The 11,802-nt window shown below is 66.9% G+C and carries 12 protein-coding genes; 5 read left to right on the top strand and 7 right to left on the bottom strand.

Annotated features, from left to right (window positions below):
- The first annotated feature begins 90 nt into the window (after nt 1-90).
- Both ACIIOY_RS04470 and ACIIOY_RS04475 read left to right on the top strand, forming a co-directional pair.
- Nucleotides 91-1,914, top strand: coding sequence for an ABC transporter transmembrane domain-containing protein (locus ACIIOY_RS04470; protein ID WP_411033427.1), 1,824 nt, complete (start codon nt 91-93; stop codon nt 1,912-1,914).
- A gap of 77 nt (nt 1,915-1,991) precedes the next feature.
- Entirely contained in the window at nt 1,992-2,984 is a 993-nt protein-coding gene (locus ACIIOY_RS04475; RefSeq protein ID WP_411033428.1) for a Bug family tripartite tricarboxylate transporter substrate binding protein, read from the top strand.
- Nucleotides 2,985-3,006: 22 nt separating this feature from the next.
- Here the strand turns inward: ACIIOY_RS04475 and ACIIOY_RS04480 are convergent, their stop codons facing one another.
- The 6 genes from ACIIOY_RS04480 to ACIIOY_RS04505 form a co-directional block, all read right to left on the bottom strand.
- Entirely contained in the window at nt 3,007-4,650 is a 1,644-nt protein-coding gene (locus tag ACIIOY_RS04480; protein ID WP_411033429.1) for an FAD-binding dehydrogenase, read from the bottom strand.
- Nucleotides 4,651-4,744: 94 nt separating this feature from the next.
- Entirely contained in the window at nt 4,745-5,776 is a 1,032-nt protein-coding gene (locus ACIIOY_RS04485; protein ID WP_411033430.1) for a peptidoglycan -binding protein, read from the bottom strand.
- A gap of 2 nt (nt 5,777-5,778) precedes the next feature.
- A complete protein-coding gene (locus tag ACIIOY_RS04490; RefSeq protein WP_411033431.1) occupies nt 5,779-6,858 on the bottom strand; it encodes a flagellar motor protein MotA in 1,080 nt (359 codons plus the stop codon).
- 112 nt (nt 6,859-6,970) lie between these two features.
- Entirely contained in the window at nt 6,971-7,771 is an 801-nt protein-coding gene (locus ACIIOY_RS04495; protein ID WP_411033432.1) for an inositol monophosphatase family protein, read from the bottom strand.
- A gap of 194 nt (nt 7,772-7,965) precedes the next feature.
- Nucleotides 7,966-9,099 (bottom strand): sel1 repeat family protein, encoded by a 1,134-nt coding sequence (locus tag ACIIOY_RS04500; protein WP_411033433.1) that lies wholly within the window; start codon nt 9,097-9,099, stop codon nt 7,966-7,968.
- Nucleotides 9,100-9,108: 9 nt separating this feature from the next.
- A complete protein-coding gene (locus tag ACIIOY_RS04505; RefSeq protein ID WP_411033434.1) occupies nt 9,109-9,762 on the bottom strand; it encodes a thiamine phosphate synthase in 654 nt (217 codons plus the stop codon).
- A 104-nt stretch (nt 9,763-9,866) separates the two neighbouring features.
- Here ACIIOY_RS04505 and ACIIOY_RS04510 point away from each other — a divergent pair, with 104 nt between their 5' ends.
- Nucleotides 9,867-10,637 (top strand): sulfite exporter TauE/SafE family protein, encoded by a 771-nt coding sequence (locus ACIIOY_RS04510; RefSeq protein WP_411033435.1) that lies wholly within the window; start codon nt 9,867-9,869, stop codon nt 10,635-10,637.
- Between the two features lie 73 nt (nt 10,638-10,710).
- Complete coding sequence (locus ACIIOY_RS04515; protein ID WP_411033436.1) at nt 10,711-10,971, top strand: ArsR/SmtB family transcription factor; 261 nt, start codon at nt 10,711-10,713, stop codon at nt 10,969-10,971.
- Nucleotides 10,972-11,159: 188 nt separating this feature from the next.
- Here the strand turns inward: ACIIOY_RS04515 and ACIIOY_RS04520 are convergent, their stop codons facing one another.
- Nucleotides 11,160-11,333, bottom strand: a complete 174-nt coding sequence (locus ACIIOY_RS04520; RefSeq protein WP_411033437.1) for a YdcH family protein — start codon at nt 11,331-11,333, stop codon at nt 11,160-11,162.
- Nucleotides 11,334-11,552: 219 nt separating this feature from the next.
- Here ACIIOY_RS04520 and ACIIOY_RS04525 point away from each other — a divergent pair, with 219 nt between their 5' ends.
- Nucleotides 11,553-11,756, top strand: coding sequence for a YdcH family protein (locus ACIIOY_RS04525; protein ID WP_203316054.1), 204 nt, complete (start codon nt 11,553-11,555; stop codon nt 11,754-11,756).
- Nucleotides 11,757-11,802 lie beyond the last annotated feature (46 nt).

Consider the following 11,802-nt stretch of genomic DNA (forward strand, 5'->3'; position numbering starts at 1 on the left):
CCCAATTCGATGGCGAGCCTATACATGAAGGCCGTCTGGATAACAAGAGCCGAAAGACAATTCGTGCCGCCAGGCACTGGGAACGGGGGTATGGTGTCCACAGACAGACAAGCAGTCTCGCCGGCGAAAACCAAACGCCGGAACATCCGTCCGCTGGCCAGGCTCATCCCCTATATCGGCCGCTATCGCGGCCTCGTCGCAGGCGCCCTGGCCGCCCTCGTCATGGCCGCCGTCACGACGCTGGTCCTGCCGATCGCCGTGCGGCGCATGATAGACCATGGCTTCTCCGGCGCCGATGCGGGCTTCATCAACACCTACTTCACCATGCTCTTCGTGCTGGCCGGCCTGCTCGCGCTCGCCAGCGCCATGCGCTACTACTTCGTCATCACGCTCGGCGAGCGCATCGTCGCCGACCTTCGCCGCGACGTCTTCGCCCATGTGACGAAGCTCTCGCCCGCCTTCTTCGACGTCAACCAGTCGGGCGAGATCGTCTCGCGGCTGACGGCCGACACGACGCAGATCAAGTCCGCCGTCGGCGCCACCGCCTCCGTCGCGCTGCGCAACCTGATCCTCTGTTTCGGCGCCATCGCCATGATGGTCTATACGAGCCCGAAGCTCTCCAGCCTCGTCATCGCCGCGATCCCCGTCATCGTCTTCCCGCTCGTCGCCTTCGGCCGCTCCGTGCGTCGCCGCTCGCGCGAGGCGCAGGACACGCTGGCCGCCGCGTCCGCCTATGCCGGCGAGGCCATCGGCGCGACCCGCACGCTCCAGGCCTTCAATGCGGAAGAGGCGGCCCGCGCGCGCTTCTTCGGCAATGTCGAGAGCGCCTATGAGGCCGCCCGCGCCGCCATCCGCGCCCGTTCGCTGCTCACCGGCTTTGCCATCGCCATGATCTTCGGCTCCGTCGTCGCGGTCCTCTGGTTCGGCGCGCGCGACGTGCTCTCCGGCGATCTTTCCGCCGGCACACTCGGCCAGTTCCTTCTGTACGCCGTGTTCGCCGCCGGCAGCCTCGGCGCGCTTTCCGAGGTCTGGGGCGAGCTCTCGCAGGCCGCCGGCGCCGCCGAACGCCTGACCGAACTGCTCGCCGAGCCGCCGGCCATCACCGCCCCTGCCGCTCCCGTCGCCCTGCCCCTGCCCGCCCGCGGCGAACTGAGCTTCAGGGACGTGCACTTCTCCTATCCCGCGCGCCCCGGCTACCGCAGCATCAACGGCCTCAGCTTTTCCGTGAGGCCGGGCGAGACGGTCGCCGTCGTCGGCCCGTCCGGCGCCGGCAAGAGCACGATCCTCTCGCTGGTGCTGCGCTTCTACGATCCCGATGCCGGCACGGTCCTGCTCGACGGCGTGGACCTGCGCGCGGCCGATCCGCAGGAGCTTCGCCGCCGCATCGCGCTCGTGCCGCAGGATGTGACCATCTTCGCCGCCACGATCCGCGACAACATCGCCTTCGGCATGCCGGACGTCAGCGACGAGGCGATCTGCGCCGCCGCAAGGGCCGCGCAGGCGGAGGAATTCATCCGGAGGCTGGACAAGGGCTACGACACGATGGTCGGCGAGCGCGGCGTGACGCTTTCCGGCGGCCAGCGCCAGCGCATCGCCATTGCCCGCGCCATCCTGAAGGATGCGCCGCTGCTGCTGCTCGACGAGGCGACCTCCGCGCTCGACGCCGAAAGCGAGACGCTGGTGCAGAAGGCGCTCGACGGCCAGATGGGCAAGCGCACGACGATCGTCATCGCGCACCGCCTCGCCACCGTGCTCAAGGCCGACCGCATCCTCGTCATGGAAGCGGGCCGCATCGTCGAGGAAGGCACGCACCAGTCGCTCATCCGGCAGGACGGCCTCTATGCCCGCCTCGCCCGGCTGCAATTCGACCATGGCGGCCAGGCCTTCCTCGGAGAGGAGCGCGCGGCCGGCTGATCGTCCGCTCTTGCCTCGCGGGGCGAACGCCCTATCCTGAGGGAGCGGACTTCACGTCACCCTGGGAGGAGAACAACGTGGCATTTTCGACGATCACCCGCCGTACCCTCATTGCGCTTGGCACCACCCTCTTCGCATCGCTGGCGCTCGGCACCCCCGCCGGCGCCCAGCAATTCCCCGACCGGACGATCACGCTCGTCGTTCCCTTCGCCGCCGGCGGCTCGACGGACGTGGTGGCGCGCATCATCGCCCAGAAAATGTCGGAGAGTCTCGGCCAGCAGGTCATCGTGGAAAACGTCGGCGGCGCGGGCGGCAGCCTCGGCGCCGACCGCGTGGCGCGCGCGGAGCCGGACGGCTACACCATATTGATGGCGACCGTCGCCACCCACGCGCTGAACCCGCTCATCCTGAAGACCAAGCCCTACGACGCGGAGAAGGATTTCGCGCCGGTCTCGCTGCTCGTCGTCGTGCCGAACGTGCTGGTGGTCAATCCCGAGCTGCCGGCCAAGAATGTCGAGGAGCTGCTGGCCCTTCTGAAGGCCGATCCGGACGGTTACAGCTACGCGTCCTCCGGCAACGGCACGCCGCTGCATCTTTCCGGCGAGCTCTTCAAGAGCATGGCCGGCGTCAGCATGCAGCATGTGCCCTACAAAGGTTCCGGCCCGGCGCTGAACGACGTGATCGGCAACCAGATCCCGATCATGTTCGACAACCTGCCCTCCTCCTCCAGCCACATCAAGGCCGGCACGCTGCGGGCGCTCGCCGTCACGACGAAGGAGCGCGCCGCCTCCTTCCCGGATGTGCCGACGGTCGCAGAATCGGGCATTCCCGGCTACGAGACCTATACCTGGAACGCGCTCTTCGCTCCCGCCGGCACGCCGGCCGAGATCATCGCCAAGCTCAACGAGGCGGCCAACAACGCCCTGAAGGACCCGTCCGTCATCGAGCGCATGAAGGAGTTCAGCGCGACCATCGTCGGCTCGACGCCGGAAGAGCTCGGCAAGCATGTGACCGCGGAGCTGGCCAAGTGGAAGCCGGTGGTCGAGGGCGCCAACATCCAGATGGATTGACCTCATGCCGCGGTCGGCGCTCTCAGGCGCCGACCGCCCTACCCGCGATGCGTCCGGAGAACAGGCAGCCGCCGAGGAACGTCCCCTCCAGCGCGTTGTAGCCGTGCAGGCCGCCGCCGCCGAAACCGGCCACCTCGCCCGCCGCATAGAGGCCCGGCACCGGCTTTCCGGAAAGCTCCAGCACACGGCCCGAAAGGTCGGTCTGCAATCCGCCCAGCGTCTTGCGCGTCAGGATGTTGAGGCGCACCGCGATCAGCGGGCCCGCCTTGGGATCGAGCAAACGGTGCGGCCGTGCCGTGCGCATCAGCTTGTCGCCGAGATAGGCGCGCGCGCCGCGGATCGCGGTCACCTGCGCGTCCTTGGAGAAGGGGTTGCCGATTTCCCGGTCGCGCGCCTCCACCTCGGCCCGCACCCGGGCCACGTCGAGCAGCGGCTCGTCGGTCAGCGCATTCATCGCGGAAACGAGGTCGCCCAGGTCATTGCGCACCACGAAATCCGCGCCCTTTTCCATGAAGGCCTGCACCGGTCCCGGCGGATCTTTGCCGAGGCGCTTGAGGAGCAGGGGAATGTCCTTGCCGGTGAGGTCCGGGTTCTGCTCGGAGCCCGACAGGGCGAACTCCTTCTTGATGATCGCACGCGTCAGGATGAACCAGCTGTGGTCGTAATCGGTCGCGCGGATGGCCTTCAGCGTCGCCAGCGTGTCGAAGCCGGGCATGGCCGGCGCCGGGAACCGCCGGCCCCGCGCGTCCAGCCAGAGCGATGACGGCCCCGGCAGGATGCGGATGCCGTGGCCCGGCCATATCGGATCCCAGTTCCTCAGACCCTCCGTATAGTGCCACATGCGGTCGCCGTTGATGACGGAGCCGCCGGCCCGCTGCGCGATCTCCAGCATGCGCCCGTCGACATGGGCCGGGACGCCGCTCACCATGAAGCCCGGCGGTTCGCCGAGACGCTCGCGCGGCCAGTTGTGCCGTACCAGATCGTGGTTGCCGCCGATGCCGCCGGAGGAGACGAGCACCGCGCCGGCGCGGATGCTGAAATCGCCGATGGCGTCGCGTGACGTCGGCCGGCCCCGCTCGGCATTGTCCGGCGTCAACACGGCGCCGTGAGCGCCGACGACCGCGCCGTTCTCGACGATCAGGCCGTCGACCCGGTGGCGGAAGCGGAAGGCAAGCGCGCCGGACGCGCGGAATTCCTGTGCACGCGCGATGAAAGGCGCCAATACGCCGGGGCCGGTGCCCCATGTCACGTGGAAGCGCGGCACGGAATTGCCGTGGCCGGTGGCAAGCCCCCCGCCACGCTCGGCCCAGCCGACCACCGGGAACCAGCGCATGCCCATGGCATGCAGCCAGGCACGCTTCTCGCCGCCCGCAAAGTCGAGATAGGCCTCCGCCCAGCGGCGCGGCCAGTAGTCCTCCTGCCGGTCGAATCCGGCCGAGCCGAACCAATCCTGCCGGGCGAGCGCGATGCTGTCGCGAATGCGCATGCGCCGCTGTTCCGGACTGTCGATGAAGAAGAGGCCTCCGAGCGACCAGAACGCCTGACCGCCGAGGCTCTGCTCGCCTTCCTGATCGAGGACGATCACCTTGAGGCCGCGCCCGGCAGCCTCCGTCGCCGCCACGAGGCCGGCAAGGCCGGCCCCGATCACCAGAAGATCGCAATCCACCCGCAATTCCTCCCCTCGTCCTGCGGGAAAACTTACGCGCACGTACGCGTAAGATCAACATGCCGAGGACGGCCGCGGCGGAAGCGGGGGAAAGCTATCTTTCGGTAAGCTTCAGCTCGATGCGGCGGTTGGTGGCGCGGGCGGCATCGTCGCCGCCCTCGGCGATCGGCTGGAATTCGCCGAAGCCTGCCGCAACCAGCCGGTTGGCCGGCACGCCGTTGGCGATCAGGAACTTCACGACCGACGTCGCACGCGCCGAGGAAAGCTCCCAGTTGTCGCGGTAACGGCCCGTACCGGAGAGCGGCACGTTGTCCGTATGGCCGTCGACGCGCAGCACCCAGTTGATCTCGGAGGGGATTTCCCGGGCAAGATCGAGTAGCGCCGTGGCGAGCTTGCGCATCTCCGCCTGCCCTTCCGTGTTGAGGTCGCTGCCGCCCGAGGGGAACAGCACTTCCGACTGGAAGACGAAGCGGTCTCCGACGATGCGGATGTTTTCCCGGTCGGAGAGGATCTCGCGCAGCCGCCCGAAGAAGTCGGAACGATAGCGGTTGAGCTCCTGCACGCGCTGCGCCAGCGCCACGTTGAGACGCCGGCCGAGATCGGCGATCTTCGCCTGCGAGGATTTGTCCTTGGCTTCGGAGGCCTGGAGCGCCTCCTCGATGGCCGCGATCTGGCTGCGCAGGGCCGCGATCTGCTGGTTGAGCAGCTCGATCTGGCTCATGGCCCGAGCGCTTACCTGCCTTTCCGAATCCAGCTCGCCTTCCAGCGTGGAGACGCGGGCATTCGCCGCATCGGAAGCGCCGGCGCCGCTGTCGAGCAGCTGCTGCAGGCGGCTGCGCTCGCCTTCGGACTGGGCAAGCGATGCCTGGAGGTTGGCGAGCGCGTCTTCCAGATCCTGCTTGCCGCTCTTTTCCAGCGCCAGAAGCTGCGTCAGCTCGTTGATCTGGCTCGTCAGCCGGTTCAGCACGTCGTCCTTGCCGGAGATTTCCCGGCTGAGGAAGAACTGCGCCAGCACGAAGACCGTGAGCAGGAACATGATGGCGAGCAGCAGGGTCGACAGCGCATCGACGAAGCCCGGCCAGTAATCGACCGCGCGCTGGCTGCGCCTGTTGCGGGCGAGCGCCATGACTATTCGCCTCCGGCCGGCTGGGCTTTTTCGGCGGTGCGTTCGGACGGCCGCTCGGCCGCCCTTTCACCGGAGCGCGCGGCAAGCCGGTCGAGCGTGCGGCGCAGGGCCTTCGATTCCTCCTGCTGCGCCTCTATCCAGTCGCGCAGCATCTGCTGCTCGCTGCGCATGTTCTTCACGAGGCCCTGGATACCTTCCGCAAGGCTCGCCATCGCCGCGGTCGAGCGGCTGGCGCCTCCCTCCTGGGCAAGCTTCAGGATCTGTTCGGCAAGGGCCTGCACGTCGGCGGACGACGTCGCCGCCATGTCGGCGACCGGCTGGAGCTCCGGCCCTACATCCGTCACCGAGGAGAGCCAGTTTTCCAGCTCGGTATAGAAGCGGTTCTGCGCGCGGCCGGCCTGCAGGTCGAGGAAGCCGAGGATCAGCGAGCCGGAAAGGCCGAAGAGAGACGTGGAAAAGGCCGTGCCCATGCCTTCGAGGGGTGCGGACAGGCCTTCCTTCAAGGCGTTGAGGATATCGTTCGCCGTGCCGGCGCCCGCATCGAGCGACTGGATGACCTGGCTGATGGAGCCGATCGTGCCGAGCAGGCCCCAGAAGGTGCCGAGCAGGCCGAGGAAGACGAGAAGGCCGATCAGGTAGCGCGACGTATCGCGCGATTCGTCGAGGCGCGTGGCGATGGAATCGAGGATCGACCGGAGCGCCGTCGTCGAGAGCGCCACCGAATGGCGGCGACCGATCAAGGCGCGCATCGGCGCCAGCAGCACCGGGTCGCGCCCGACCTTTTCCGCGCTGCCCGCCGCGCGGAAGGAATTGAACCAGCGCACTTCCGGCCGCAGCGCCAGCACGTGGTTGAACACCAAAAGGATGCCGATGAGCAGGACGCCGAGGATGAGGCCGTTGAGGCCGGGATTGCTGAGGAAGGCCGACTGCGCCTGGCGGAAGAGGATCGCGGCCACGAAGCCGACGATGATGAGGAAGATCACCATCGTCCAGAAGAAGGCCATGGGGCTAGAGAGTTTGTGGGGGTAGTCGTCCCCGGTCTCGGCCGACCCTCCCCAGCCCGACAGCGCCAGCTTAGCCATGTAGTCGCATCTCCACTTCCTCGTCGGGGCGGAGACTAGAGGAAGATTGCGCCGAATTGAAGGGCTTAGCCGCAACAGCGGCGCGTGAAAGCGCCGCCCGCTCCAGCTGCTCTCAGCGCGCCGGCACCGGACGGTGCACGACTTCGCGAAGCGCCTTGTGGATATATTCGTTGCCGGCGACGACGGTTCCGCTGTCGAACATCGCGTTGCCGCCGTCGAGGTCGGTCGCATAGCCGCCCGCCTCGCGAATCAGGAGAATGCCGGCGGCGATGTCCCAGGGCGAGAGGTCGCGCTCCCAGAAACCGTCGAAACGGCCGGCCGCGACGTAGGCGAGATCCAGCGAGGCGGAGCCGAGGCGGCGCATGCCGGCGACCTCGCCCATCACATGGCGCAGTTCGATGAGGAACTTGCCGTGGTTGCCGCGGCCGAGATGCGGCACGCCGCAGCCGATGACGGCGTCCGAGAGGTTCCTGCGGGCGGCCACGCGTAGGCGGCGATCGTTGAGGAAGGCGCCGCCGCCGCGCTCGGCCGTGAAGAGCTCGTCCGTCGCCGGGTTCAGGACGACGGCGGCGACGATCTCGCCGTTGCGCTCCAGCGCGATCGAGATCGCAAAGAAGGGAATGCCGTGCAGGAAGTTGGTCGTGCCGTCGAGCGGGTCGACGATCCAGCGATGCGAACCGTCCGTGCCGATGATCTCCTCGCTTTCCTCGCCGAGGAAGCCATAGGTCGGGCGCGCCTTCATCAGCTCTTCGCGGATCAGCTTTTCCGCCTTGCGGTCGGCCTGCGAGACGTAGTCGCCCGGCCCCTTGAGCGAGACCTGCAGGTTCTGCACCTCGCCGAAGTCGCGCGCGAGCGACTTGCCGGCCTTGAAGGCGGCCTGAACCATGACGTTGAGAAGAGCTGAACGAGCCATGCTGCTTGAGTCCTTCGGGAATGTCCGGATGCTTCGGAACGGCAGGAACCGCGGCGCGCAAACGCACCGGAACCGGATGTGCGGCCTCAAGACCACAAATCCCTCGAAGTTTCAAGCCTCGGCCTGCGAGAAGGATCGGAACGCCGCGCATTGCCGACGGATGCGGCGCCTCGTAACGCCAGCCCCGGCCGTCGTCAGGAACCCGTCCTATACTTGTTCGCCGCGCTGATAGCCGCCTTCTGCTGCTCGTCGCTGAGGCCGAGATAGAAGTCTTCCAGCGACGGGTCGTTGAGGCCGGCCCGGCGCGCCAGCACGAACCATTTCGCCGCCTCGACCGGATCCTGCTTGGTGCCGATCGCGTGGATGTAGAGCTGGGCGAGCTTGCTCTGGGCGACCGGGTTGCCCCCCTCCGCCGCCCGCTTTATCCATTTGAAGCCGGCGTCGTAGTCGCGCTCGCCAGCGGTGCCGTTCACCAGCCACATGCCGAGATCGAGCTGGGCCGTGTCATAGCCCGCGCGGGCGGCGCGCAGCAGCCATTCACGGGCCCTTTTCGTCTTCTCCTCCGGCAGGTCCTTCACATTGATATAGATCTGCGAGAGGGCATATTGCGCATCGGCAATGCCCTGCTCGGCGGATTTCTCGTAATACGGCAGCGCTTCGCGCAGGCCTTTCTCGCCCGGACTGTCGGCCACCAGCACCTGGGCATAGTTGAACTGCGCCGAGGCATTGCCGAGGTCGGCCGCCTTCTTCATCAATTCGTCGGCCTTCCTGCGGTCCTCCTTCGAGCGCGACCGCTCCATGAGAAGGACGGCGTACTTGAACATGCCGGTGGGGTCGCCGCCGTTGGCCGCCTGCTCGTACCAGAACATGGCCTGCTCGCGGTTGCGCTTGACGCCGAGGCCGCGGTCGAGGATTTCCGCCACCAGCGTCTGCGCCGCCGCATCGCCGAGCTGCGCGCGCGGCAGGGCGAGTTCCATCGCCGTCAGGTAGCGGCCGCGCTGGAAGGCGCCATAGGCCTCGTCGATCTTGCCGGTGAAGGGCTTTTCCTCCGGCAGGGCCGGCAGTTCCGCGCCCATGCGCTCCAGAACCGAGATGCCGCCGGATGGCCCGTCGGCCGGCTTGTCCGTCTTCGCCTCCGGTTTCTCCTCCGCGCCGCCGGGCTGCGTCACGCCCGCCGGGTCCTTTGCCGGCGCTCCCTTGTCGCCCGCGGTGACGGCAGGCCCCTTCTTGGCCGTTTGCGCCCAAGCGGGCGCGGCCACGAGAACGCCCGTGACGAGAAGCGCCACCGGCGCGATACGACAAGCTTGCAAGAGGAAGGCCCTGATCATGAGCGCCTACTAATCCCCAAACCGTGGCGCTTTTTCGTCAAGAAGGGCGTTGACGGCCGCCACCGCATGCGGTGCCTGCGCAGGATCGGCAAACACCGCCTTGTCGAGCGCCACGAATTCCGCGCCGGTCTCGGCAACGGCAAGTGCCGACTGCGGGTCGGCGCCGCCGAGCACGATGCAGGGAATCTCCACCATCGAGGCCCACCACTCGCCGAGCGCGAGGTTCTTGGGATGCGCCTCCGGCTTGATGTCGCCGCCGATCCTGCCGAAGAAGATGTAGTCCGGCTGCACCTCGCCGATCTCCAGCGCCTTGTGGCGGTCCGTCGCATTGCCGCCGCCGACGATGAGCCGCGGCGTGAACTTCTCCACCGCCTCGCCGAGATCCTCCAGTCCCCCCGCCACGTGGATGCCGTCGGCCTTCACCCGGCCCGCGACGCGCGTATCGCCCGCGATGAGCGCCGCCGCGCCCGCCTTCTGGACGATCGGCACCAGCGTTTCGGCATGCTTCTGGAACTGGCCGTCATCGAGCCCGTATTGCGGCAGGATCACCGAGGCGACGTCGCCGCCCTTCAGCGCGCCTTCCAGCATGGCGGCCCGCGCGGAAAGGTCCTCGCCCTCGGGAAGGATCAGCACCAGGCGGCAGCGGGTTTCGACATCGGACATGAATGGGCACTTCCTTGGGTTGCGGTCGCCAACTGCGGCTATTGGGCTCGTCATAACAGATCAAAGCGGATAGACGGAAGGACGAACAGGATCAATCGCCTTCCATGCCCATCGACCCCACCCTCTACTACGCCGCCGTTCCGGCAGTCCTCCTGGTCGGCCTTACAAAGGGCGGCATGGGCGAGGCGCTGGCGCTGATGGGCGTTCCACTGCTGGCCATGGCGGTGCCGCCGGTCCAGGCAGCCGCAATCCTCCTGCCGATCCTCGTGGTGATGGACGCCGTCTCGCTGTGGATCTGGCGCCAGCACAACGACCGCAAGCTTCTCAGGATGCTGTTGCCCGGCGCCCTCGTCGGCATTGCGGTCGGCTGGGCGACGGCCGCCCACGTGCCGCGCGATGCGCTGCGTCTCATCATAGGCGTCATCACCGTGCTCTTCGCCCTGCGCTATTTCTACAACGGCTGGCGCGCGCGCCATGGCCATGTCGTCCGGCCGAAGCCGCACCGGCCCGTCCCTGCCGCCTTTTTCGGCACGCTTTCGGGCTACGGCAGTTTCGTCGCGCATGCGGGCGGCGCGCCCTTCCAGGTCTACAGCCTGCCGCTGAAGCTGCCGCCGCGTGATTACACTGGCGCGGCCGTGCGTTTCTTCGCGATCCTCAACTTCGTGAAGCTCGGCCCCTATTTCGCGCTCGGCCAGCTCGACGCGACGAACCTCACCATCTCCGCCACCCTTGTCCCGCTCGCCATCGCGGCGACGGCGATCGGCGGCTTCGCCGTCAAGCGCATGAAACCGGACGTCTTCTACCCCTTCATGTACGCCATGGCCTTCGTCGCCGGCCTCAAGCTCGCCTACGACGGCGTGGCCGCCTTTCTCTGACGCTCCGCAAATCAGGCTCTTCGCAGCGCACAAAATGCTTGCCGCAAATGCTGCTTTGCCATAGCTTTCAGCCATGGCGCACCCGGACCCCTTCGCTGCGATTGCCGACCCCAACCGCAGGTTCCTCCTGGAGGAATTGCGGCGGGCGCCGCGCACGGTGAGCGAGCTTTCCGAAGGCCTGCCGATCAGCCGGCCGGCGGTATCGCAGCACCTGAAGGCCCTGCTCGATTCCAACCTCGTCAGCGTGAAGGCCGAAGGCACCAGGCGCATCTACGCCATCAATGCCAGGGGCTTCGACAGGCTCAATCTCTGGCTCGACCAGTTCTGGTCCTGAACGGCCCTTCCCCCTCGTCCAGAGACGGAACGCCCCGGCGCGCCATCGCGGCGGCCAGGGCGTCTTGATACCGATGATGTCATCTCTCGGGGCGGTTTCGCGAATTGGGCTCCTACCCTGGTCCTCCATGCAGACCGACGTTTCCGCGACCCTCACCCTTCCGTTACTTTGGAAAAATCCCTGTCTTTTCAGTGAGTCGAGGAGCGAAGGCGCTCGATCTCATCCTTGATGCGCAGCTTGCGACGCTTGATCTCCGCAATCGTCTGGTCCTCCGAGGAGGGACGATTCATTGCAGCATGCAGCTCTTCCTCCAGAGCGAAATGCTTCTTTTCCAGCGTAGCCAGATGAGCCTCAATCGTCATGTGACAGTTCCTTCCTTTTGCTTGCACCCGGTCATTTGCATGCCGGATGGTCCAGGTTGCAACAGAGTCAGTGTGCCATGTCATTTTTCATTTGTCGAAGGCGAAAACGTGGCGAGGGATAACTTCCCGTTACCACGGGTTTCGTGGTAGGAGCAGCCTTCATGCAGGCTTGGAGGGACAGCGGACCGGCCGGGCCTCCGACGACGGGGAACGAATAGCATGGCAGACCAGGAACAGGCTGAATTGCGGCTTGCCGTTGCACGGCTACGCCAGGAGCACGAGGACTACGACGCCGCGATCAACGCCATGATCCAGACGGGCTGTGAAGCCCTCAGAATCCAGCGCATGAAAAAGAAGAAACTGATCCTGAAGGACAAGATCTCGAAGCTGGAAGACCAGATCATCCCCGACATCATCGCCTGAACCGGACGAGAAGCCCTTGGACACGACAGAAACGCCCCCCGTCGCC

This window comes from Shinella agrisoli (assembly GCF_046557955.1).
GTDB lineage: Bacteria > Pseudomonadota > Alphaproteobacteria > Rhizobiales > Rhizobiaceae > Shinella.

Coding starts and splice junctions, on each gene's coding strand:
- ACIIOY_RS04490 (WP_411033431.1), bottom strand. CDS start 6,858: ATGGCTAAGCTGGCGCTGTCGGGCTGGGGAGGGTCGGCCGAGACCGGG.
- ACIIOY_RS04515 (WP_411033436.1), top strand. CDS start 10,711: ATGGCGCACCCGGACCCCTTCGCTGCGATTGCCGACCCCAACCGCAGG.
- ACIIOY_RS04505 (WP_411033434.1), bottom strand. CDS start 9,762: ATGTCCGATGTCGAAACCCGCTGCCGCCTGGTGCTGATCCTTCCCGAG.
- ACIIOY_RS04500 (WP_411033433.1), bottom strand. CDS start 9,099: ATGATCAGGGCCTTCCTCTTGCAAGCTTGTCGTATCGCGCCGGTGGCG.
- ACIIOY_RS04510 (WP_411033435.1), top strand. CDS start 9,867: ATGCCCATCGACCCCACCCTCTACTACGCCGCCGTTCCGGCAGTCCTC.
- ACIIOY_RS04520 (WP_411033437.1), bottom strand. CDS start 11,333: ATGACGATTGAGGCTCATCTGGCTACGCTGGAAAAGAAGCATTTCGCT.
- ACIIOY_RS04485 (WP_411033430.1), bottom strand. CDS start 5,776: ATGGCGCTCGCCCGCAACAGGCGCAGCCAGCGCGCGGTCGATTACTGG.
- ACIIOY_RS04470 (WP_411033427.1), top strand. CDS start 91: ATGGTGTCCACAGACAGACAAGCAGTCTCGCCGGCGAAAACCAAACGC.
- ACIIOY_RS04525 (WP_203316054.1), top strand. CDS start 11,553: ATGGCAGACCAGGAACAGGCTGAATTGCGGCTTGCCGTTGCACGGCTA.
- ACIIOY_RS04495 (WP_411033432.1), bottom strand. CDS start 7,771: ATGGCTCGTTCAGCTCTTCTCAACGTCATGGTTCAGGCCGCCTTCAAG.